The following is a 21561-nucleotide window of genomic DNA, read 5'->3' on the forward strand; positions in this document are numbered from 1 at the left end:
CCCTCCACCACGACGAGCACAATATCTGACGGTACGTCAGTTCAGCGGATCCGGAGCGTTCCCGCAAGGCCCCGGCCGTCCCCTCGCGTCACGCCCACCCCCTTCCGTGATCGATCCGCAATCGATTCCCTCCTCGTCCGAGACCCATCAACCCAGCGTGGCGATACGATCACTCCTCATGCCCGGACCCCCCACAACACCCGACATGACCACCCAGCCGACTCCCGTGTACGTCATCGGCGCCGGCCCCGGCGGCCTCGCCGCCGCCGCCGCGCTGCGCGCCCGCGGGGTCCGTACCGTCGTCGTCGAGAGGTCCGACACCGTCGGCTCCTCCTGGCGGGGCCACTACGACCGGCTCCACCTGCACACCACCCGCCGCCTCTCCGCCCTGCCCGGCCTGGCCATGCCGCGCCGCTTCGGGCGGTGGGTCTCGCGCGAGGACGTCGTGCGCTACCTGGAGAAGTACGCCGAGTTCCACGAGCTGGAGCTGGTCACCGGCGTCGAGGTGACCCGCGTCGAGCCCGCCGCCGACGAGGACGGGGGCGGCTGGACCCTGCACGCCAGCGGCGGCCGGGTGCTCACGGCCGCCGCCGTGGTCGTCGCCACCGGCTTCAACCACACCCCCCACGTGCCCGCCTGGCCCGGCCGGGACGGCTACACCGGGCGGCTGCTGCACGCGGCCGAGTACCGCGACCCCGCTCCGTACGCCGGGCAGGACGTCCTCGTCGTCGGCGTCGGCAACACCGGCGCCGAGATAGCCGTCGACCTCGCCGAGGGCGGCGCCGCCCGCGTACGGCTCGCCGTGCGCACCGCCCCGCACATCGTGCGCCGCTCCACCGCCGGCTGGCCGGCCCAGCGCACGGGGATCCTCGTACGCCGGCTGCCCGTGCGGCTCGTCGACCGGCTGGGCGCGCTCGTCGCGAGGGCCTCCGTCCCGGACCTGTCGGCGTACGGCCTCCCCCGCCCCGCCACCGGCCTGTACAGCAGGGTCCGGGAGGGGGCCATCCCCGTACAGGACGTCGGCCTGATCGACGCGGTCCGCCGGGGCGCGGTCGAGCCGGTCGCCGCCGTGGAGTCCTTCGACGGCGCCGCGGTCGTGCTCGCCGACGGCGCGCGGATCACCCCGGACGCGGTCGTCGCGGCCACCGGCTACCGGCGGGCCCTGGAGGGCACGGTCGGCCACCTGGGCGTGCTCGACGAGCGCGGCAGGCCCCGTACGCGCGGCGGCCGCGCCCCGGACGGAGCGCCCGGCCTGTACTTCACCGGGTTCACCAACCCCATCAGCGGAGCCCTGCGCGAAATGGCCCTGGACGCCGACCGGATCGCGAAGGCCGTGGCCCGGCACCTGCGCACCCGGACCTGAGCCGGGCCGGCACTCCGGCCGGAACCGGACCCGCAGGACCAGGACCCGAACCCCCGCGCCGTCGGCGCACCCCGGCCTGAACCGGGCACCTCGGCCTGAACCGCACTCTGGACCCGGTCCGAGGGCGTCTGACACCGTTCCACACACCACCTCCACCACTTTCCTGCGCAGCCCTGTTCCTGACGGCACGTCAGTTCAGTAATCTGACTACGCGTCAGTTATTGAGGTTCATCGAGCAGGAGCGGGCGGAACGATGCTTGGATCTACTCACGGCACTCTCACCACCGACTTCCGCGCACGTGTCGAAGCCTGCGGGGAGACCCCCAGGACGGCCGTCCACTCCTCGGCGGCGCCGTCCGCCGAGGACGCGGTCGCGCTGGACGTCAGCGGGCGGCCCCTGCACTCCGATGTCCCCGACCTGGACCGGTTCTTCCGGCCCGAGTCGGTGGCCGTCATCGGCGCCTCGGACGCCGAGGGCAGACCGAACACCGGGATCACCCGCCAGCTCATCGCCTGGGCGGAGCGCGTCGGCGCCCGGCTCCATCCCGTCCACCCGACCCGGACGGCCGTGTTCGGCCTCGCCTGCCACGCCTCCGTGGCCGACCTGCCCGAACAGGTGGACCTCGCCGTCCTCCTCGTCGCCGACCCGCTCCCCGTCATCGAGGAACTCGCCGAGACGAAGGTGAAGTTCGCCGTCGCCTTCGCCTCCGGCTTCGCGGAGACCGGCGACGCGGGCGCCGCCGCCCAGGACCGGCTGGCGGCCGCCGTACAGCGCTCGGGCCTGCGCCTGCTCGGCCCCAACACGAACCTCAACGCATTCGAGGAGTTCCGTCAGGACCTCGACGGGCCCGCCATCGCCCTCATCACCCAGTCCGGCCACCAGGGGCGTCCCGTCTACTCCCTCCAGGAACTGGGCATCCGCCTCTCCCACTGGGCGCCGACCGGCAACGAGGCGGACCTGGAGACCTCCGACTTCATCTCCTACTTCGCCGAGCAGCCCGAGGTGGGGGCCATCGCCTGCTACGTCGAGGGCCTCAAGGACGGCCGGTCCTTCCTCCTCGCCGCCGACCGGGCCGCGCGGGCCGGCGTACCCGTCGTGGCCGTCAAGGTCGGCCGCACCGAGACCGGCGCCCGGATGGCCGCCTCCCACACCGGGAAGCTGACCGGCGCCGACACCGTCGTGGACGCCGCCATGCGGCAGTTCGGCGTCATCCGCGTCGACGGCCTGGACGAGCTCCAGGACACCGCCGCCCTGCTCGCCCGGGCCCGCAGGCCGCAGGCCGACGGGGTCGTCGTGTACTCCATCTCCGGCGGCACCGGCGCCCACTTCTCCGACCTCGCCACCGAGGCGGGCCTCACGCTGCCCGCCCTCGACGCGGCCAAGCAGGACGAGCTCCACCAGTGGATACCGGAGTACCTGAACGTCGCCAACCCCGTCGACAACGGCGGCCACCCGGTCGGCGACTGGCGCGGCCGCAAGATCATCGACGCGATCCTCGCCGACCCGTCCGTCGGCGTCCTGATCTGTCCGATCACCGGCCCCTTCCCGCCGATGAGCGACCGGCTCGCCCAGGACCTGGTGGACGCCGCCGAGGCCACCGACAAGCTGATCTGCGTGATCTGGGGCTCCCCCGTCGGCACCGAGGACGCCTACCGCACCACCCTCCTCGGCTCCTCCCGCGTGGCCACCTTCCGCACCTTCGGCAACTGCATCACCGCCGTACGCGCCTACCTCGGCCACCACCGCTTCACCGCCGCCTACCGCTCCCCCTTCGACGAGGCCCCCCGCACGCCCTCCCCCTCCTTCCGCAAGGCCCAGGCCCTGATGCGGCCCGGCCAGCAGCTCAGCGAGCACGCGGCGAAGCAACTGCTGCGGGCGTACGGGATCCGGGTCCCCCGGGAGCAGCTCGTGACGAGCGCGGCGGCGGCCGTCCGGGCCGCCGGCCTGGTCGGCTACCCCGTCGTCATGAAGGCGTCGGGCCCCCAGCTCGCCCACAAGACCGAACTCGGCCTCGTCAAGGTCGCCCTCACCTCCGCGAGCCAGATCCGCGACGCGTACCGGGAGCTGACGGACATCGCCCGCTACGAGGACGTCCCCCTGGACGGCATCCTCGTCTGCCAGATGATCGAACGCGGCGTGGAGATGGTCGTCGGCGTCACCCAGGACGACCTGTTCGGCCCCACCGTCACCGTCGGCCTCGGCGGGGTCCTGGTGGAGGTCCTGCACGACGCGGCGGTCCGCGTCCCGCCCTTCGGCGAGGACCAGGCCCGCGACATGCTCACCGAACTGCGCGGCCACGCACTGCTGGAGGGCGTCCGGGGCGCTCCGCCGGCCGACGTGGACGCCCTGGTGGAGGTGATCCTGCGGATCCAGCGGATGGCCCTGGAACTGGGCGACGACCTCTCGGAACTGGACATCAACCCCCTGATGGTCCTCCCCCGCGGCCAGGGCGCGGTAGCCCTGGACGCCCTGGCCATCTGCCGCTGACCCCACCAGGCGACCCCGAGCCGGACAGACCCAACGGTCGGCGGGAGGGCCCCCGAGCCGGGGGCGGGGACGGGGTGGGGGGGGTTGGCCGGGACGTAAAACGTGATGTGTGGCGCGAGGGGGCCCGCACAACCCGGCGAAGTCGAACGCCATGAATCATGCAGTCCCGGACGACCCTCCACCCCGGCACCGACCCCGGCCACCCCCGCCCGGCCCCACCCCGCCCCCCGAACCCGAACCCGCCCCATCCCAAAGGGAGTCCCCCTTGAGCAGCGCGCCCCCGGACGACATCCTCCACCGCACGGACAACGGCGTCTCCTGGATCACCCTCAACCGCCCCGAGGCCATGAACGCCGTCACCTGGGACCAGCGCGAGCGCGTCATCGCGCTGCTCGGCGAAGCCTCCGCCGACCCCGCCGTGCGGGCCGTCGTCCTCACCGCCACCGGCAAAGGCTTCTGCGCCGGCGCCGACCTCCGCGGCGCCCCGCCCGCGGGCGACCGCGTCGCAGGCGACGTGGCCCGCATGATCCGGCTCGGCGCGCAACGCCTGATCACGGCGGTCCTCGACTGCGAGAAACCCGTCATCGCCGCCGTCAACGGCACCGCCGCCGGCATCGGCGCCCACCTCGCCCTCGCCTGCGACCTCGTGATCGCCGCCGAACCGGCGCGCTTCATCGAGGTGTTCGTCCGCCGCGGCCTGGTCCCGGACGGCGGCGGCGCGTACCTGCTGCCCCGTCTCGTCGGCCCGCAGAAGGCCAAGGAGCTGATGTTCTTCGGCGACGCCCTCCCGGCGGCCGACGCCGAGCGCCTGGGCCTGGTCAACAAGGTCGTCCCGGCCGGCGAGCTGGAGAAGACGGCCCGCGCCTGGGCGGAACGCCTCGCGCAGGGCCCGACCCGCGCCCTCGCCCTGACCAAGCAGCTGGTCAACGCCTCCCTCGACGGCGACCGGGCGGCCGCGCTGGCCGCCGAGGCCGCCGCTCAGGAGATCAACATGACCACGGCCGACGCGAACGAGGGCGTCGCCTCCTTCGTGGAGCGCCGCACACCCACGTACCGGGGCCGGTAGCCCGGCCGGGCCGGCACCAGTCCTCCACCAGTCCGGCAGCGGGCCGGCCCCGGCCCGCCCGGCCCGCCCGGCCCGCCCGCCCCCTACCGCTGGGACGGATCCGGCTTCAGCAGCGCGAACACCGCCCCCGCCGGGTCCGCGACCCACGCGATCCGCCCGACCTCCGGCACGTCCGCGCCCGGCATCAGCACGGACCCGCCGTTGCGCTCCACCAGTCCGGTGCTGGCGTCGACGTCGGGCACGTTGAAGTACGGCACCCAGCGCGCCTGCTCCGCGCCGCCGTCCGCCAGCGGCGCGGCCCCGCCGAAGGAGCCGTCCTCCTGGTCCCCGTCGGCGATGCTCAGCACCCGGTAGGTCATGCCCGGCGCGTCCATCTCGGCGTGCCGCCACCCGAAGAGCCCGGCGTAGAAACCGATGTCCGCGACCGGGTCGGGTACGTGAAGCTCCGCCCACACCAGCGTGTTGTCGGCCGAGGCGAGGTCGAAGCCCGCGGTCCGTCCGGGCTGCCAGCACGCGAACTGGGCGCCCTGCGGGTCGGTGAACTGCCCCAGCCAGCCTTCCCCCATGACGTCCATCGGCTCCATCCGGACGGTTCCGCCGCCTTCCCGCACCGCGGCGGCGGTGGCCTGGACGTCGGGTGTCATGAAGTGGAGCATCCAGGCGGACGAGGCGCCCTCCTCGGTGAGCTGCCCGATCGCGGCGACGGTCTTGCCGTCGACCTGGAAGAAGCCGTAGCCGCCGGTGTCGGGGCCGGCCGGGGCGAAGCGCCAGCCGAACACGGCGCTGTAGAAGGCGGTGGCCGCCGGGACGTCGGGGCTGCCGAGGTCGAGCCAGTTGGGCGATCCGGTACGGAAGTCGGTGCCGAGCATGGGGGTCCTCCGGGAGTGCGCGGACGCGGTCGCTGCCACGATGCCCAGCCCCGCGACGGCAGGGGCGTACGGGCCGCCCCCGGGCCGAGGTGTTCACCCGTACGGCGGCCACACGGAGCCGACCCACCCGGAGGTCACCCACACACGGAACGCCCCCAACCGGAGGTCACACCACCACGGAACGCCCCCACACGGGGCCACCCCGGCGGAGCACCCCACCACGGGCCCGCCGGCCCGGCGCCGTCCCGGCGGGCCCACCCCCGCAGCGGGGCCCACCCCCGGCCCGGGGCTCGCCCGCACGGGCCCCGCGCGCCCGCAAGGGCCCGACGCCCGTGCCCGGCAGCGGTGACCGGCCGACCCGCACCCCTTCCCATCTGACGGCCCGTCAGCTTCAATCAACCGTGTGATGGGACATGCAGGGATGGCGGCCACCGTCGTCCGATACCTCAGGTCAGTCGGCTCCCCCACCTCGGCCCCCACCGGACCGGTCGCGGGGCCCGAGCCCGTCGACGCCCTCCCGCGCCCCGAGCTGCGCGCGGTCCGGGCGGACGAGCGCGCGCCGGTGAGCCCCGCCGAGTTCCGCGCCGTCCTGGGGAACTTCGCCAGCGGCGTCACCGTCATCACGGCCCCGGCCGTCGAGGACGGGGACGACAGCGGCGACGGCAGCAAGGACGGCACCGGCGCCGGGGGCGGCCCGGCCGGCTTCGCCTGCCAGTCCTTCGCCTCGCTGTCGCTCGACCCGCCGCTGGTCACCTTCATGGTGGCCCGTACGTCGACCACCTGGCCGCGGATCGCCCGCGCCGGGGTGTTCTGCGTGAACATCCTCGGCGCCGAACAGGGCGCGCTGTGCCGCTCCTTCGCCGTCAGCGGCGCCGACAAGTTCGCCGGGGTCGCCCACCAGCCCGCCCCGGTCACCGGGTCGCCTCAGTTGGACGCCGTGCCCGCCTGGATCGACTGCCGGATCCACGCCGTCCACACCGGCGGCGACCACCTGATCGTCGTGGGCCGCGTCGAGGCCATGGGGGCCGCCGGTGAGGGCGCTCCGCTGCTCTTCCACAAGGGCCGCTTCGGCCGCTTCAGCGACTGACCGGGCCACCTCGGGACCACCCCGAGGCCACCCCCGGGCCCCGCCCCGAAGCCGACCGAACGGGCCCCGAAAGGGCCCCGAAAGGGCTTTGACCCCGCTCCCCGATGTTCCTCCGGGCCTCCGCTCCGTAAGCTCCCGGAAGGGCAGGGACACCTCAAGGTCCCTCCCCTTCGGAAATTCTTCGGATACGCGGGGATTTGACTTGATATTGAACCTCATGCGCCGCACCCGCGGCGCGGTCGCCGTCACGGTAGCCACCGGGGCCCTCCTGGTCGCCGCCTCGCCGGTCTCGACGGCGGCTCCGGTAGCCGCACCCCCCACCACGGCCGCCGGCGCGATCCTGATCGACGGCAGCACCGGGGCCACGCTCACCAGCAAGGCCCCCAACACCCAGCGCCAGGGCGCGAGTACCACCAAGATCATGACCGCTCAGGTGGTGCTGCGGACTCCTGGTGTGGACCTCAACAAGAAGGTCACCATCAAGCAGGAGTACGCGGACTACGTCGTCCGTGAGGGCGGGAGCACGGCCCACCTGAAGGTGGGCGCCACCCCGACGGTCCGCCAGCTGCTGTACGGGCTGATGCTCCCGTCGGGCTGCGACGCCGCCTACGCGCTCGCGGACGCCTTCGGCAAGGGCGCGACCACGTCGGCCCGCACCGCGGACTTCATCGCGCAGATGAACGCCAAGGCGAAGTCCCTGGGCATGACCAAGACCACCTACGACTCCTTCGACGGCATCTCGCCGACCGGAAAGAACCTGACGACCCCGCGCGACCTGGCGAAGCTCACCAAGTACGCCATGAAGGGCAAGGTCTTCCCGCAGCTCGTGAAGGCCACGACCTACAGCACCGGCGGCACCTCCACCGACGCCACCTGGGGCAACAGCAACCTGCTGATCCGGGAGCGTCCCACCGGCTACGCCTACCCCGGTGCCATCGGCGTCAAGACCGGCACCGGCACGGCCGCGGGCAAGTGCATCGTCTTCTCCGGCACCCGCAACGGCAAGACCGTCATCGGTGTCCTGCTGAACGACGAGGAGCGCTACGCGGACGCGATGAAGCTCATGGACTGGTCGCTCGGTTCCGCCGCCGGCTCCGGAGCGGCACTGCAACGCGGCAACACCGACCCGATCCCGGACGTCCTCGACTGACGGTGACACGGTTCACGGTTCACGGCTCCTCCGCCGACGGGTGCGAACCCGCCGGCGGGGGAGCCGACCCGTTTCCGGGCGGCTCAGAAGGTCAGCACCCCCCGCGCCACCCGCCCGTGATGCGCGTCGTCCGCCGCCTTCGCGAAGTCCTCCACCGGGTAGACCTCGGTGACCAGCTCGTCCAGCAGCAGCCGGCCCTGCCGGTACAGCTCGGCGTACAGGGCGATGTCGCGCTGGGGGCGGGAGGAGCCGTACCGGCAGCCCATGACCGTCTTGTCCAGGTACATCGACGAGACGAGGAAGGACGCCTCCTCCTTGAAGCCGGGCACCCCGAGCAGAACCGCCTGCCCGTGCCGGTCCAGCAGGTCGATCGCCTGGCGGATCAGCTGCACGTTCCCCACGCACTCGAAGGCGTGGTCCGCTCCCGTCGGCAGGACCTCCCGGACCGCCGCCGAGGAATCCGGCACGGCAGAGGCGTCGATGAAGTGCGTGGCCCCGAACCGCCGGGCCACCGCCTCCTTCGCCGGGTTCGCGTCGATCGCGACGATGGTCGTGGCCCCGGCGATGCGCGCCCCCTGGAGGACGTTCAGTCCGATGCCGCCGGTGCCGATGACGACCACGGAGTCGCCGCGGTCCACCTTCGCCCGGTTCAGTACCGCGCCGACGCCCGTCAGCACCCCGCAGCCGATCAGGGCCGCCGACGTCAGCGGGATGTCGTCGGGGATCTTGACGGCCTGCACGGCCCGGACGAGGGTGCGCTCCGCGAACGCGGAGTTCGAGGCGAACTGGAACAGCGGCTGCCCGCCCCGGGAGAAGGGCTGTCCCGGCATCCCGATGGCCTTGCGGCACATCGTGGGCCGTCCCCGGTCGCAGTCCGCGCACGCCCCGCAGTTGGCCAGAGTGGACAGGGCCACGTGGTCACCGGGCACCACGTGCGTGACACCCGCGCCGACCGCCTCCACGATCCCCGCGCCCTCGTGCCCCAGGACCACCGGCGGCGGGAACGGGATGGTCCCGTCGATCACCGACAGGTCGCTGTGGCAGAGCCCGGCCGCCGCGATGGCGACGAGCACCTCCCCCGGCCCGGGATCGCGTATCTCCAGGTCGTCGACCACCCGGGCCTGCTTGCCGTCGAACACGACGCCTCTCACCTGGACTCCTTAGGCAGGCCGAGCACGCGCTCGGCGATGATGTTCCGCTGGATCTCGTCCGAGCCGCCGTAGATGGTGTCGGCCCGGGTGAACAGGAACAGGCGCTGCCCCTCGTCGAGCCCGAGCTCGTACGGCACGCCGGGCGCCCAGGCCCCCGGGCCCGCCGCGGCGGCCGCGCCCCGCACCTCCACCGCCAGTTCCCCGAGCCGCCGGTGCCAGCCGCCCCACAGCAGCTTCGCCACGCTCGGCGCCCCCGGCCCGCCCTCGGCGCCCAGGGTGCGCAGGGCGTTCCACCGCATGGTGCGCAGCTCCGCCCACTGCCGTACGAGGCGTTCGCGCAGGACGGGATCCCCGGCCCGCGCGGAGGCGGCGTACGCGGCGACGACCCGCTCCAGTTCGGCGGCGAACCCGATCTGCTGGACCAGTGTCGACACGCCCCGTTCCAGGGCGAGCAGGCCCATGGCCACCGTCCAGCCGTCGCCTTCCCCGCCGACCAGCTCCGCCGCGACGGCCCCGTCGAAGAACACCTCGTTGAACTCCGAGGTCCCCGACAGCTGCCGGATCGGCCGGACCTCGACGCGGCCGGGCTGGTCCATCCGTACGAGGAGGAACGACAGCCCCCGGTGGCGTCGCGAGCCGGCTTCGGTGCGGGCGAGGACGAAGCACCAGTCGGCGTCCTGGGCCAGGGAGGTCCAGATCTTCTGCCCGGTGACCCGGTACAGCCCGTCGGCGGGGTCGCGGACCGCTGCGGTGCGCACGCCCGCGAGGTCGGAGCCGGCGCCGGGCTCGCTGTAGCCCTGGCACCACAGTTCCTCGCCCCGCGCGATGGCCGGCAGGAAGCGGTCCCGCTGCTCCCGGGACCCGTAGGCGAGGAGGGTGGGCGCGAGGAGGTTCTCCCCGATGTGGCCGACCCGGCCGGGGGCGCGCAGCGCCGCGTACTCCTCGGCCCACACCACCTGCCCGGTCAGGGAGAGCCGCTGCTGCCCGTAGGCCCCGGCCGGGGCGTCCCAGCCCTGCCCGATCCAGCCGCCGCGGCCCAGCTCGCGCTCCCACGCGCGCCGCTGCGCGACCCCCTCGTGCTCGCTGCCCGGCCCGCCGAGGCCCACCGCGCCCGCGTACGGGCCCGTCAGGTGCTCGGCGAGCCAGGCCCGGGCCCGGGCGCGCAGTTCCTCGTCCTCGGTACCGAAGCTGAAGTCCATCGCGCTCCCTACGCGTTGGGGCGGTCCTTGGCGGCCGCCGCCTTCGCCATGGCCTCCAGTTGCGCCAGCATGGGCATCGGGTCGGTGCCGACCGTCCCGGGCAGGAAGTCGGCGATCTTCTCGGGCGTCCAGGAACCCTCGGCGTAGCCGGCGCGCAGCTCGCGCGGCTGCGCCCAGACGGCGATCTTCGGGCCGGCGATCGTGTAGACCTGCCCGGTGATCCGCTCGCCGCCGGTGGCCACGGCCCGTTCGCTGAGCAGGTAGGTCACGAGCGCGGCGACGTCCTCGGGCTCGCCGATCTCCTTGAGCTCCATGGGCACGTTGGCCGACATGCGGGTACGGGCGACGGGGGCGACGGCGTTGGCCGTGACCCCGTACTTGGCGAGTCCGAGGGCGGCGGAGCGGACGAGGGAGATGATCCCGCCCTTGGCGGCGCTGTAGTTCGCCTGGGCGACGGAGCCCTGGTGGTTGCCGCTGGTGAAGCCGATCAGGGTGCCCGATCCCTGCCGTCGCATGACGGCGGAGGCGGCGCGGAAGACGGTGAAGGTGCCCTTGAGGTGGGTGGCGACCACCGGGTCCCACTCCTCCTCGGACATGTTGAACAGCATCCGCTCGCGCAGGATCCCGGCGACGCACACGACGCCGTCGAGGCGTCCGTACCGGGCGAGCGCGGTGTCGACGATGCGCTGGCCGCCCGCCATGGTGGAGACGTCGTCGGCGACGGCGACGGCCTCGCCGCCCGCGGCGAGGATCTCCTTCACGACGCCTTCGGCTATCTCGCTGGCGGGCTCGCCGCCCCCGATCCCCACGCCGTAGTCGTTGACGACGACCCGGGCGCCCTCGGCAGCCGCGGCGAGTGCCACGGCCCGCCCGATGCCCCGGCCGGCGCCGGTGACGGCGACGGTCTTGCCTGCCAAGAAGTTCCCCACGTCCGGCCCCTTCCCGCGTTTTCTGACGGACCGTTAGATTCTATGGGCAGCCGGATGCCCCTGCACAAGCCCCAGTCGGGGTCCGCGTTCACCGCCTTCGCAAGGAGCTGATGAGGTCCATGTCCCTGCCGCCCGGGTTCCACGACATCGCCAAGCGCGTCAACAACTGGGGCCGATGGGGCGCCGACGACGAGATCGGCACCCTGAACCTCGTCACCGACGAGGTGGTGCGGGCCGCCGCGGGCGAGATCCGCAGCGGCCGCCGCGTCCCGCTGGCGCTGCCGCTGAAGGAGGACGGCGTCCAGGTCGGCATGATCCCCGGCCGGATCAACCCGCACCACACGATGGTGCAGATCAACCAGGAGATCTTCGGTCCCGGCACGGTGGCCTGCAGCGACGACGCGGTGACGATGGGCCTCCAGGCGGGCACCCACTGGGACGCCCTCACCCACGTCTCGCACTCGGGGCGGATCTACAACGGCCGCCCGGCCTCCTCGATCACCGCGCACGGCCGCGCCGAGTTCAGCGGCATCGACAAGGCCGGGCCGATCGTCTCGCGTGGGGTCCTGCTGGACGTGGCCCGCGCGAAGGGCCTGGACCGGCTGCCGGGCGGGCACGCGGTGACCCCAGAAGACCTGTCCGAGGCCGAGGAGTTCGGCGGGGTCACCGTCCGCGCGGGCGACATCGTCCTGGTCCGTACCGGCCAGATCCAGGTCTACCTGGCGGGCGACCGGCACGGGTACGGCTTCCCGTCCCCGGGCCTGTCGATCCGCACCCCGGAGTGGTTCCACGCCCGGGACGTGGCCGCCGTCGCGAACGACACCCTGACCTTCGAGATCTTCCCGCCGGAGAACGAGGACCTCTGGCTCCCCGTCCACGCGCTCGACCTGGTCGAGATGGGCATGCACCAGGGCCAGAACTGGAATCTCGAAAAGTTGTCCACAGCCTGTGCAGAAGAGAACCGGTACGCCTTCCTGCTCTCCGCGATGCCCGAGCCCTTCGTCGGCGCGGTCGGCACCCCGGTGGCCCCGGTGGCCGTCCTCTGAGCCCGGCGGGGCGGGCGGGACGGGCGCCGCCGCGCCCGACCACCCCGGCCACGCGCGGGCCGGGCCCAGTGGAACCATGAGGTGGACATGACGCGTCACCGTACGCGCGACCCGCCCCGCCTCCACCACCAGCACCGCAGGAGAAGCCCGATGACCAACCCGTACCAGGTACCGCCGCCCCCCGCCCCCAGCCGCCGTTCGGGCGGCACCGTCGCCACCGTCATCGTCCTCGCCGTGATCATCGTCGGCGGCTACTTCGTCCTGCAGTCGGTCCGCGGGGACGACGGCAAGCCGTCGGGATCCGCCTCCGCCACGGCGTCCCCGTCCGCCAAGGCCACCGCCAAGGACCCCGGGTCGCCCGAGTCCTCCTCCGACACCTCCAGCGCGTGGAAGGTCGGCGACTGCGGCGGCCCCGACCCCGCCAAGGCCCCCGACGGGTACAAGCGGCAGGACTGCGGCGCCACCGGCGCCTCCTTCAAGGCCATCGACATCAAGGAGGCCAGCATCCTCCCCGGCGCGATCCAGTGCCCGCCCGGCACCGACCTGATGATCCAGGTGAGCATCTCCTACGGGGGCGGCACGTCGAGCGGCATCCCCACCAACACCGTCTGCGGCCGCAACCTGTCCGCCGACCACCCCGGCGACGCGGGCGCGGGCGGCGGCCAGCTGGTGCAGGGCGACTGCGTGACCTCCCAGGCCAAGGAGGTCGCCTGCGGCGGCTCGGGCGCCCAGAAGGTCCTCGGTCTCGTCAAGACGCAGTCCGAGTGCCCCTCCGGCACCACGGATCCCATCAAGCTGACCATGGGGATCGGCCGTCCGTACGACGTGATCTGCACCGACGGCTGAGCCCTCCGGAGTCCCACGGGTGGCGGCGGCGCGCGTGCACGCCCCGAGCGCGGCACGGCAGCCGCCACCCCGCGACCCGCACTCGTCAAGGCCCGTCCTTGGCGTCCCCTCGCGTCGAATCGCTCCCCACCAGGGTGATCACAATGTGACGGATCGTCAACACCTCGTTAGAGGTACACGCGCGGTTCCCGCCCGGAGGGGTGATCCTCCGGCGGCCCGTCCGACGCGCAGTCCGCCGCCGCCTTCTCCGCGCGGTCGATCTCGCACCAGATCCGTTTGCCCGCGCCCTCCCGCTGCCAGCCCCAGCGGTCCGCCAGGCCGTCCACCAGTTCCAGGCCCCGCCCGCCCGTGTCGTCGCCGGCGGCCTGCCGGGGCGCGGGGGCCCGGTCGCTCGCGTCGGCGACCTCGACCCGTACCCCCGGCTCGCCGAAGAGCATCCGCAGCACGGCCGGACAGCCCGTGTGCACGACCGCGTTCGTCACCAGCTCGGAGATCAGCAGGATCAGCGTCTCCGCGAGCGGCTCGTCGTCCCCTATGCCCGAGCCCGCCAGCCGGGAGCGGGCCCACCGGCGCGCCCGGCCGACCTCGGCGGGATCGGGTCCTACCTCCAGCTGAACCTGAAGCACCTGCACCGCTCACACCATCCGAACCGGCGGACACTTCGCCTCGCGACAGGACGGGATCACCCAGTGTGATCCCCTTGCGGAGCAGCATGGTTGACGTACAGTCACCACAACAAGCGCTTCGGGCATATTCCCGCGCGAAGGAGTAGGCGTGGTGCATACTGTGCGACGCCCGCGCCGCTCAACCGCTCGCATTCGTGGGAGCGTACCGGAGCAGGCCCCCGACTCCGGGCCGTAATGAGTCGGGCGAAGGACACGAACCGATATCAACTCTCTGTAATCGGACATGCGTCCCACCCCGTCCCTCCCGTTCCTTCTTCCGTCGTCCCGCGCCTGCCCCGCGCACTCACCGTGTACTCCCGGTGCTTTCCGTGCGCCGTTCGGTCACAGCGCGCTACGACCCCGAGGCCAGCAGCTCCTCCGCCAGCAGCTCCTCCGCCTGCGCCGCCGTCCCCCACTGCCCGGCCCGCACCCACGCCCGCTTCAGGTGCAGGTGCACGTCCGCCTCCCAGGTGAAGCCCATCCCCCCGTACACCTGGAGGCAGTCCCGGGCGCCCGCCACCGCCGCCTCGTCCGCGAGGAGCCCGGCCGCCGCGATCTCCCCGGGGTCGGCCGTCACCGCCGCCGCGTAGAGCGCCGTACGGGCCACCTCCGCCCGCACCAGCATCCGCGCGCACAGGTGTTTGACCGCCTGGAACGCCCCGACCGGCTGCCCGAACTGCTCCCGCTGCGCCGCGTACCGCACGGCCAGCTCCAGCGTCCGCAGGGCGCTGCCGACCTGGAGCGCCGCCGTCAGCAGCGTCCCCGTCGCGCGGTACTCCGAGACGTCCCCGTACGCCGCCACCCGGTGCAGCGGCGTCAGCGGATCCACCGAGCGGACCGGCTCCCCGGAGGGCACCGGCTCCCCGGAGGCGCCCAGGACGGCGTCCGCCTCCCCCAGGTACGCCACCAGGTCCCCGCCCAGGTCGAAGGCGGTGACCACGGCCTTCCCCGCCGCGGCCCCCGGGACCACCCCGGCGGCCAGGTGCGTGGCCACCAGCGGCCCCGGCAGCAGGGCCCGCCCGGCCTCCTCGAACACGAGCACCGCCTCCGGCAGCCCGAGCCCGACCCCGCCCTCGGCCTCCGGGAGCCGCAGCGCGAAGAACCCGGCCTCGCCGAGCTCCCGCCACAGCCCCCGGTCCACCACCGCCCCGCCGGGCGATTCCGCGCCGGCCACCGACGCCCGCAGCGCCTCGCGCCCGTACCGTCCCGCCAGGAGGTCCCGTACGCCCGCGCGCAGCGCCTCCTGGTCCTCGGTCGGCTGGAAGTGCACGCCCCTCACCGGCCCTTCGGAAGGCCGAGGATGCGCTCGGCGACGATGTTGCGCTGGATCTGCGAGGTGCCCGCCGCGATCGTGTACGAGAGCGACGAGAGGCGGTCCAGCGTCCACTCCTCGTCCAGTACGAGGGACCCGGCGCCCAGCACCTGCGCGGCCGTGTCGTACAGCTCCTGGCGCGCGTGCGAGTACGCGAGCTTGAAGACGGAGCCGCCGGTGCCGGGGACCCCGCCGCTGCGCTCCGCCTCGCTGACGTTCCACTGCGTGAGCCGCCACAGCGCGCCGAACTCCCCGTACAGCCGGCCCATCCGGCGCCGCAGCACCGGATCGTCCCAGCTGCCGTTCTCCTTGGCCCGGCGGGCCAGCTCGCCCAGGGTCCGGCGGCAGGCGACGACCTCGCCCACGAAGGCGGTGCCCCGCTCGAAGGAGAGCGTGACCATGGTGACCCGCCAGCCGTCGTTCTGCGCGCCGACCCGGTTGGCGACCGGGACCCGCACCTCGTCGAGGAACACCTCCGCGAACTCGGTGGACCCCGCCAGCGTCCGCAGCGGCCGCACCGTCACCCCGGGCGCGTCCATCGGCATGGCCAGCCAGGAGATCCCGCGGTGCTTGGGGGCGTCCGGGTCCGTGCGCACCAGCAGCTCGCACCAGTCGGCCACCTCGGCGTGCGAGGTCCACACCTTCGAGCCGGTGACGACGTACGCGTCGCCGTCCCGGACCGCGCGCGTGCGCAGGGACGCCAGGTCGGAGCCCGCGTCCGGCTCGCTGAACCCCTGGCACCACACCTCGTCGCCCCGCAGCACCGGCGGCAGCCAGCGCGCCCGCTGCTCCGGCGTGCCCTCGGCGGCGATGGTCGGGCCGGCGTGCAGCAGGCCGACGAAGTTCGCGCCGACGTACGGGGCGCCCGCGCGCTCGGTCTCCTCCAGGAAGATCAGGTGCTGGGTCGGCGTGGCCCCGCGGCCCCCGGCGTCGAGCGGCCAGTGCAGGCCCGCGTACCCGGCGTCGTACAGCCGGCGCTGCCAGCCCGCGTCGTAGGCGCGGCGGCCCGGCCAGTCGTCCGGGGACGGCCTGGCGGGCAGCCCGGGCAGCACGACGGCGAGCCAGGCGCGCAGCCGGGCCCGGAACTCCTGCTCCTCCTCGGTGTAGGTCAGGTCCATCAGCGGTCCAGGTCGAGGCCGAGCATGCGGATGGCGTTGCCGCGCATCAGCTTGTAGACGGTCTCCTCGTCGAGGCCCTTCACGTGGTCGAGGGCGACCTCCCTGGTGTGCGGGAAGGTCGAGTCGACGTGCGGATAGTCGGTCTCGAAGGTGGCGTTGTCCCGGCCGACCACGTCCAGCGAGGCGATGCCGTGCTTGTCGCGGAAGAAGCAGCAGAAGATCTGTCGGTAGTAGTAGGTGGACGGCGGCTCGGGGATCAGGTCCCGGACCCCGCCCCAGGCCCGGTGCTCCCGCCAGACGTCGTCGGCGCGCTCCAGGGCGTACGGGATCCAGCCCATCTGGCCTTCGCTGTAGGCGAGCTTGAGCGTCGGGAACTTCACCAGCACGCCGCTGAACAGGAAGTCCATCATCGAGGCCATCGCGTTGTTGAAGCTGAGCGCGGCCTGGACGGCGGGCGGCGCGTCCGGGGAGGCGGCGGGCATCTGGGAGCTGGACCCGATGTGCATGTTGACCACCGTGCCGGTCTCCTGGCAGACGGCGAAGAAGGGGTCCCAGTAGCCGGAGTGGATCGATGGCAGCCCGAGGTGGGTCGGGATCTCGGAGAAGGTCACCGCCCGCACGCCGCGGGCCGCGTTGCGCCGGATCTCGGCGACCGCGAGGCCGATGTCCCACAGCGGGATGATGCACAGCGGGATCAGCCGGCCGCCGCTGTCGCCGCACCACTCCTCGACCATCCAGTCGTTGTAGGCGCGCACGCAGGCGAGCGCCACCTCCTTGTCGTGGGCCTCGGCGAAGGTCTGCCCGCAAAAGCGCGGGAAGGTCGGGAAGCACAGCGAGCCCTCGACGTGGTTCAGGTCCATGTCGAGCAGCCGCGCCTTGGGGTCCCAGCAGCCGCGCCGCATCTCCTCGCGGGTGATCCCCTCCAGGGTCATGTCGTCGCGGTCGAAGCCGACGGCGGCGATGTTGCGCTTGTACGGGAACTTCAGGTCCTCATAGATCCACCAGTCGGTCGGCGGGCCGTCGGGGTCCATGGAGATGACGTACTTGCCGCCCGTGTACTGCAGCTCGCCGATGCCGGCGGTGAGCGGCTTGGGGCCGCGGTCGCGGTACTTGGCGGGCAGCCAGACATCGAACAGGTGCGCGGGCTCGATCACGTGGTCGTCGACGCTGATGATCCGAGGCAGTTCCACAGGTCTCCCCAATCTGATGGATCGTCAGAAACAAGCTAGCCCCGCCACCCCTGGACCGACAAGCGCCGGAGCTCTACGCTCTCCGCTGGATCTGACTATCCGTCAGTTAAGGGAGGTCTGGGATGCCGGACACCGCGACAGAACTGAGCCGGTCCCGCACCCTGTGGGAGCTGATCGCCCGCCGGGCCGCGCTCACCCCGCACACCACCGTCCTCATCGAGGCCGCCGAGGACCCCGCCGACGACCGCCGGCTGACCTTCGGCGAACTCCGCCACCGCTCCGAACGCGTCGCCGCCGGCCTGTACGGCATGGGTGTGCGCCCCGGCACCGTCGTCGCCTGGCAGCTCCCCACCCGCATCGAGACCGTGCTGCTCTCGGTCGCCCTCGCCCGGATCGGAGCCGTGCAGTCCCCGGTCATCCCCTTCTACCGGGACCGGGAGGTCGGCTTCGCGCTCCGCGAGTCCAAGGCCGAGTTCTTCGCCGTACCGGGCCGGTGGCGCGGCCACGACTACCCGGCGATGGCCGAGCGGCTCGGCGCCCGCGGGGTCTTCGAGGCGTACGAGGACCTCCCGGACGGCGACCCCGGCGTCCTGCCCCCGCCGCCCGCCTCCGGCACCGACGTCCGCTGGATCTACTGGACGTCGGGCACCACCTCCGACCCCAAGGGCGTCCTGCACACCGACCGGTCCCTGATCGCGGGCGGCTCCTGCCTCGCCCACGCCCTGCACCTGAGCCCGGCCGACGTCGGCTCGATGGCCTTCCCGTTCGCGCACATAGCCGGGCCCGACTACACCGTCATGCTGCTGCTCTACGGCTTCCCGGCCGTCCTCTTCGAGAAGTTCGCCATGCCGGACGCGCTCGCCGGCTACCGCCGCCACGGCGTCACGGTCGCCGGCGGCTCCACGGCCTTCTACTCCATGTTCCTCACGGAACAGCGCAAGGACCCCGGGACCAGACTCATCCCCACCCTCCGCCTCCTCGCCGGCGGCGGCGCCCCCAAGCCGCCGGAGATCTACCACGCGGTCGTACGCGAGATGGGCTGCCAGCTGACCCACGGCTACGGCATGACCGAGGTCCCGATGATCACCATGGGGGCCCCGGACGACACGGCGGACCACCTGGCCACCACCGAGGGCCGCCCCCCGGCGGGCATGTCCATCCGCGTCACCGCCCCCGACGGCACCCCGCTGCCCCCCGGCACGGACGGCGAGGTCCGCCTCAAGGGCGAGGCGGTCTGCCACGGGTACCTCGACCGGGAGCAGTCCGCGGAGGTCTTCGACGCCGACGGCTACCTGATCACCGGCGACCTCGGCCACCTCACCGGGGACGGCTACCTGGTGCTCACCGGCCGCAGCAAGGACGTCATCATCCGCAAGGGCGAGAACATCTCGGCGAAGGAGATCGAGGACCTCCTGCACCAGCTCCCCGGCGTCGCGGACGTGGCGGTCATCGGCCTCCCCGACCCGGCACGCGGCGAACGCGTCTGCGCGGTCGTGGAACAACCCCCGGGAGCCGCCCCGCTGACCCTCCCGCAACTCACCGCACACCTCCGCGCACAGGGCCTGGCCCCCCACAAGCTCCCCGAACAACTGGAACTCCTGGAATCCCTCCCCCGCAACGAGGCCCTCCGCAAAGTCCTCAAATACCGCCTACGCGAACGCTACGCCTGACCCCTCCCGGGGGGCACAGGACCGGGAACGGCACGGGGGCCAAGACCGGAACGGGCCAGGACGGAGACCAGGGACGGGGCCAGGACCGAGGACGGCACGAGGCACCGGCCCACCCCGGCCCACCGCGCCGCGCCCCAGCCCCAGCGCCGCCAGGAACCCGCACCGTGCCCCCGGCAGCCCCGCCACCCCGCCACCCCGCCGGGAGGCTACAGCCGGCTCAGCGACGCCGCCGCGAACAGCACGTCCCGGATCGCCTCCCGGTCACCGTGCTGCCCCGCGGCCGCCTCCTCCGGCGGAATATGGCCCGCGGCCAACTGGCAGAACTCGACCCCGTCCAGCGCGATCTCCGCCACCGTCCGCTCCGCCGACGGCTTCGCGGCCGGCGAGTCCAGCGCGATGTCCCAGCCGCCACCGCCCGCGCCCTCGATCTCCAGGTGCAGCGTCCGCCCCGGCGCCCCCGCCTCGACCAGGCCGCGCGCCGGCCCGGCCAGCCCGGCCCTGCGGCGCTGCGCCAGCGCCCCCGGCAGCAGCCGGGCCGCCAGGTCGATCATGCGGTTCAGGTGCGGCCCGGACGGCGCCCCGTACGGGTAGTCCACCGCCTCCGCGATGTCCCACGCGTGGACCCAGCACTCGAAGGCCCGCTCCAGGAACGCGTCCCCGAGCGGCAGCGCGAAGGCCCCGTAGTCGACGGCCAGTTCGGCGACGCCCCCGCCGGCGAAGGACACCGTACGGACCAGGGTGTGCCCCTGTTCCCGCCACGGGTCGCGGACCTTCCGGGTGGTCGGGTGCCCCGACGCTTCCCAGAAGTACTCCGTCCGCGCGGCCGGATCGGCGCCCGGCGGCGCGTCCGGCCCCAGCGGGTCGTCCAGGCCCAGGGCCGTCGCGACCATGCCGTCCACCGTCATCAGGTGACCGATCACCCCCGCCACCGTGGTCCGCTGGGAGCGCCGTTCCTCGTCCTCGAACCACTTGAGCCGTACCGGGGTGTGCCATTCCGAGTCCCCGAAGTCCTGGAGCAGCGCGTCGAGCCGCGCCGTCTCGGTGTCGTACGGGCTCGCCCACACCGGCACCGGTATGCGCGCGGGCCGCTTGCCGAGGCAGTCCTCCAGCACCCGCGACCGCAGCAGCGGCTTCAGGTCGAGGGTCTCCTCCGGGTGCAGCAGGCCCACCGCGTCCCGCAGCCGCAGCGCCTCCTCCGCGCACGGCGCGCACTCGGTGAGGTGCTCCTCCACCGCGTGCGTCTCCTCCGCCGAGCACGCGGCCAGCGCCCACGCCCCGAGCAGGGACTTCAGCACGGCGTGCGAGGGCCGGACGTACCCCGCCTCACAGCGCGGCCCCGCGGACGGCGGCTCGGGCGCCCCGGCGGAATCGGGCGGCACGGACGGCTCCGACGGCACCGGCGGCCCGGCCGAATCCGGCGGCACGGAGGGCACGGCCCGCTCCGCCGGCCCGGGCGCGCACCACGGGTCCAGGTCGTCGGCGGGGCCGCGCGGGCCCGGTATCCGGGCGGGGCCCGCCGGCCGCTCGTAGCCGTCGTCGGGACGCTCGGCGGGGCCGGTCATCGGGGCGTTCCATAGCTGTGGGGGCCGTATCCGGGAGGGGTGGTGTCCTCCAGCGGGAGGGTGTTGGCGGTCGACAGCAGTTGCAGCCCCAGCCGCAGCCGGCGGCGTGCCTCGTCCTCGGTGATCTGGAGGTCGGCGGCGGCCTGGCGGTAGTCGCGCCGCTTGAAGTACGCGAGTTCCAGCGCGGCGCGCAGCGGCGCGGGCATGGAGGTGACGATGAAGTCGGCACGGGCCGCGGCGCTGGCACTGCGCACCTTCTGCTCCAGTTCCTCGTGCGAGCCGCGGCCCCGTTCGGCCTGGCGCAGCCGGTCCACGGCCTGGCTCTGGGCGATCCGGGCGACCCAGGACCGCATGGAACCCTCCTTGGGGTCGTAGGCGTCCGGGTTCTCCCAGATGTAGCCGAAGACCTCGCGGGTGATCCGGTCCGCGGCCTTCTCCTCACCGAGCACCCGGTGCGCCAGGCTGTGCACGAGCGAGGCGAAGCGGTCGTACAGCTCCCCGAGCGCGGCGGCCTCACCGCGGGCGAGGCGCTGCTGCATGCGGCGGTCCCAGCGCGGTGGTGCGTCCTTCGGCATAGTGCCCCCAGCCGTGTGTCGACGCATCGAATGTAGTGGGCACATGGCGTTGTGCGCCTGTTTTGGGGGAAGCCCGCCCCGAAAATGCGCTGTGCGTGATAAAGGCGCGGCACGGCGGGAACGCTGGTACGAGCATGGGCACATGGGTACAGGCGTACGCGCCCCGTCGCGCTCCCCGTGCGCGGGTTCGATGTCGCCACCTCCTTGACCGCTTCGCTTAACGCGCAGGCCACGTAGGCCGTACGCTCCTGCATTGTCTTGATCTGAACCCCACC

Annotated in this window: 18 protein-coding genes; 8 read left to right on the forward strand and 10 right to left on the reverse strand. The window is 73.4% G+C overall.

Going from position 1 to position 21561, the window contains the following annotated elements; translation table 11 throughout:
* Window positions 1–205: 205 nt before the first annotated feature.
* The 3 genes from ABT106_RS09000 (at window position 206) to ABT106_RS09010 (ending at window position 4917) form a co-directional block, all read left to right on the forward strand.
* Complete coding sequence (locus ABT106_RS09000) at window positions 206–1363, forward strand: flavin-containing monooxygenase (RefSeq protein ID WP_351274471.1); 1158 nt, start codon at window positions 206–208, stop codon at window positions 1361–1363.
* A gap of 253 nt (window positions 1364–1616) precedes the next feature.
* A complete protein-coding gene (locus tag ABT106_RS09005) occupies window positions 1617–3851 on the forward strand; it encodes an acetate--CoA ligase family protein (RefSeq protein WP_351274473.1) in 2235 nt (744 codons plus the stop codon).
* Window positions 3852–4116: 265 nt separating this feature from the next.
* The gene (locus tag ABT106_RS09010) at window positions 4117–4917 is read left to right on the forward strand and encodes an enoyl-CoA hydratase/isomerase family protein (protein WP_351274476.1); all 801 of its coding nucleotides are present in this window, start codon (window positions 4117–4119) and stop codon (window positions 4915–4917) included.
* A gap of 83 nt (window positions 4918–5000) precedes the next feature.
* Here the strand turns inward: ABT106_RS09010 and ABT106_RS09015 are convergent, their stop codons facing one another.
* The gene (locus ABT106_RS09015) at window positions 5001–5786 is read right to left on the reverse strand and encodes a VOC family protein (RefSeq protein ID WP_351274479.1); all 786 of its coding nucleotides are present in this window, start codon (window positions 5784–5786) and stop codon (window positions 5001–5003) included.
* 421 nt (window positions 5787–6207) lie between these two features.
* Here ABT106_RS09015 and ABT106_RS09020 point away from each other — a divergent pair, with 421 nt between their 5' ends.
* On the forward strand, window positions 6208–6873 hold the full coding sequence (locus ABT106_RS09020) for a flavin reductase family protein (protein ID WP_351274552.1): 666 nt from the start codon (window positions 6208–6210) through the stop codon (window positions 6871–6873).
* A gap of 217 nt (window positions 6874–7090) precedes the next feature.
* Entirely contained in the window at window positions 7091–8023 is a 933-nt protein-coding gene (locus ABT106_RS09025) for a D-alanyl-D-alanine carboxypeptidase family protein (RefSeq protein ID WP_351274482.1), read from the forward strand.
* An 83-nt stretch (window positions 8024–8106) separates the two neighbouring features.
* Here the strand turns inward: ABT106_RS09025 and ABT106_RS09030 are convergent, their stop codons facing one another.
* The 3 genes from ABT106_RS09030 to ABT106_RS09040 are packed head-to-tail and all read right to left on the reverse strand — an operon-like array spanning window position 8107 to window position 11302.
* Entirely contained in the window at window positions 8107–9174 is a 1068-nt protein-coding gene (locus tag ABT106_RS09030; RefSeq protein ID WP_351274484.1) for a Zn-dependent alcohol dehydrogenase, read from the reverse strand.
* Complete coding sequence (locus ABT106_RS09035; protein ID WP_351274486.1) at window positions 9171–10373, reverse strand: acyl-CoA dehydrogenase family protein; 1203 nt, start codon at window positions 10371–10373, stop codon at window positions 9171–9173. Before ABT106_RS09035 ends, ABT106_RS09030 begins: the two co-directional genes overlap by 4 nt.
* Before the next feature lie 8 nt (window positions 10374–10381).
* Window positions 10382–11302 (reverse strand): SDR family NAD(P)-dependent oxidoreductase, encoded by a 921-nt coding sequence (locus ABT106_RS09040; protein ID WP_351274488.1) that lies wholly within the window; start codon window positions 11300–11302, stop codon window positions 10382–10384.
* A gap of 119 nt (window positions 11303–11421) precedes the next feature.
* Here ABT106_RS09040 and ABT106_RS09045 point away from each other — a divergent pair, with 119 nt between their 5' ends.
* On the forward strand, window positions 11422–12348 hold the full coding sequence (locus ABT106_RS09045) for a cyclase family protein (RefSeq protein WP_351274554.1): 927 nt from the start codon (window positions 11422–11424) through the stop codon (window positions 12346–12348).
* 150 nt (window positions 12349–12498) lie between these two features.
* Entirely contained in the window at window positions 12499–13194 is a 696-nt protein-coding gene (locus tag ABT106_RS09050; protein ID WP_351274491.1) for a hypothetical protein, read from the forward strand.
* Window positions 13195–13361: 167 nt separating this feature from the next.
* On the opposite strand, the gene ABT106_RS09055 is transcribed toward ABT106_RS09050, so the two are convergent.
* The 4 genes from ABT106_RS09055 to ABT106_RS09070 all read right to left on the reverse strand — a co-directional run bounded on the left by ABT106_RS09055 (window position 13362) and on the right by ABT106_RS09070 (window position 17479).
* Window positions 13362–13826, reverse strand: coding sequence for an ATP-binding protein (locus ABT106_RS09055; RefSeq protein ID WP_351274494.1), 465 nt, complete (start codon window positions 13824–13826; stop codon window positions 13362–13364).
* A gap of 385 nt (window positions 13827–14211) precedes the next feature.
* Window positions 14212–15129: an acyl-CoA dehydrogenase family protein gene (locus ABT106_RS09060; protein ID WP_351274497.1), complete on the reverse strand. Its 918-nt coding sequence runs from the start codon at window positions 15127–15129 to the stop codon at window positions 14212–14214.
* 5 nt (window positions 15130–15134) lie between these two features.
* Complete coding sequence (locus ABT106_RS09065; RefSeq protein WP_351274499.1) at window positions 15135–16289, reverse strand: acyl-CoA dehydrogenase; 1155 nt, start codon at window positions 16287–16289, stop codon at window positions 15135–15137.
* Window positions 16289–17479 (reverse strand): amidohydrolase family protein, encoded by a 1191-nt coding sequence (locus tag ABT106_RS09070; protein ID WP_351274501.1) that lies wholly within the window; start codon window positions 17477–17479, stop codon window positions 16289–16291. The genes ABT106_RS09065 and ABT106_RS09070 overlap by 1 nt, the downstream gene beginning before the upstream one ends.
* Before the next feature lie 122 nt (window positions 17480–17601).
* Between ABT106_RS09070 and ABT106_RS09075 the strand changes: the two genes are divergently transcribed.
* Window positions 17602–19149 carry a class I adenylate-forming enzyme family protein gene (locus tag ABT106_RS09075; RefSeq protein WP_351274504.1) on the forward strand — a complete coding sequence of 516 codons (1548 nt, stop codon included), beginning with the start codon at window positions 17602–17604 and terminating at the stop codon, window positions 19147–19149.
* 206 nt (window positions 19150–19355) lie between these two features.
* Here the strand turns inward: ABT106_RS09075 and ABT106_RS09080 are convergent, their stop codons facing one another.
* Both ABT106_RS09080 and ABT106_RS09085 read right to left on the reverse strand, forming a co-directional pair.
* Window positions 19356–20711 carry a zf-HC2 domain-containing protein gene (locus tag ABT106_RS09080; protein ID WP_351274507.1) on the reverse strand — a complete coding sequence of 452 codons (1356 nt, stop codon included), beginning with the start codon at window positions 20709–20711 and terminating at the stop codon, window positions 19356–19358.
* On the reverse strand, window positions 20708–21286 hold the full coding sequence (locus ABT106_RS09085; RefSeq protein ID WP_351274510.1) for a sigma-70 family RNA polymerase sigma factor: 579 nt from the start codon (window positions 21284–21286) through the stop codon (window positions 20708–20710). The genes ABT106_RS09080 and ABT106_RS09085 overlap by 4 nt, the downstream gene beginning before the upstream one ends.
* Window positions 21287–21561: the final 275 nt, after the last annotated feature.

Origin of the sequence: Streptomyces sp. NPDC002044 (assembly GCF_040296725.1) — a bacterium.
Lineage (GTDB): Bacteria > Actinomycetota > Actinomycetes > Streptomycetales > Streptomycetaceae > Streptomyces > Streptomyces antarcticus.

Excerpts from the sequence above, each read along its gene's own strand:
- ABT106_RS09015 (WP_351274479.1), bottom strand. The coding sequence starts at position 5,786 with ATGCTCGGCACCGACTTCCGTACCGGATCGCCCAACTGGCTCGACCTC.
- ABT106_RS09065 (WP_351274499.1), bottom strand. The coding sequence starts at position 16,289 with ATGGACCTGACCTACACCGAGGAGGAGCAGGAGTTCCGGGCCCGGCTG.
- ABT106_RS09085 (WP_351274510.1), bottom strand. The coding sequence starts at position 21,286 with ATGCCGAAGGACGCACCACCGCGCTGGGACCGCCGCATGCAGCAGCGC.
- ABT106_RS09080 (WP_351274507.1), bottom strand. The coding sequence starts at position 20,711 with ATGACCGGCCCCGCCGAGCGTCCCGACGACGGCTACGAGCGGCCGGCG.
- ABT106_RS09025 (WP_351274482.1), top strand. The coding sequence starts at position 7,091 with ATGCGCCGCACCCGCGGCGCGGTCGCCGTCACGGTAGCCACCGGGGCC.
- ABT106_RS09000 (WP_351274471.1), top strand. The coding sequence starts at position 206 with ATGACCACCCAGCCGACTCCCGTGTACGTCATCGGCGCCGGCCCCGGC.
- ABT106_RS09075 (WP_351274504.1), top strand. The coding sequence starts at position 17,602 with ATGCCGGACACCGCGACAGAACTGAGCCGGTCCCGCACCCTGTGGGAG.
- ABT106_RS09005 (WP_351274473.1), top strand. The coding sequence starts at position 1,617 with ATGCTTGGATCTACTCACGGCACTCTCACCACCGACTTCCGCGCACGT.
- ABT106_RS09020 (WP_351274552.1), top strand. The coding sequence starts at position 6,208 with ATGGCGGCCACCGTCGTCCGATACCTCAGGTCAGTCGGCTCCCCCACC.
- ABT106_RS09045 (WP_351274554.1), top strand. The coding sequence starts at position 11,422 with ATGTCCCTGCCGCCCGGGTTCCACGACATCGCCAAGCGCGTCAACAAC.
- ABT106_RS09050 (WP_351274491.1), top strand. The coding sequence starts at position 12,499 with ATGACCAACCCGTACCAGGTACCGCCGCCCCCCGCCCCCAGCCGCCGT.
- ABT106_RS09035 (WP_351274486.1), bottom strand. The coding sequence starts at position 10,373 with ATGGACTTCAGCTTCGGTACCGAGGACGAGGAACTGCGCGCCCGGGCC.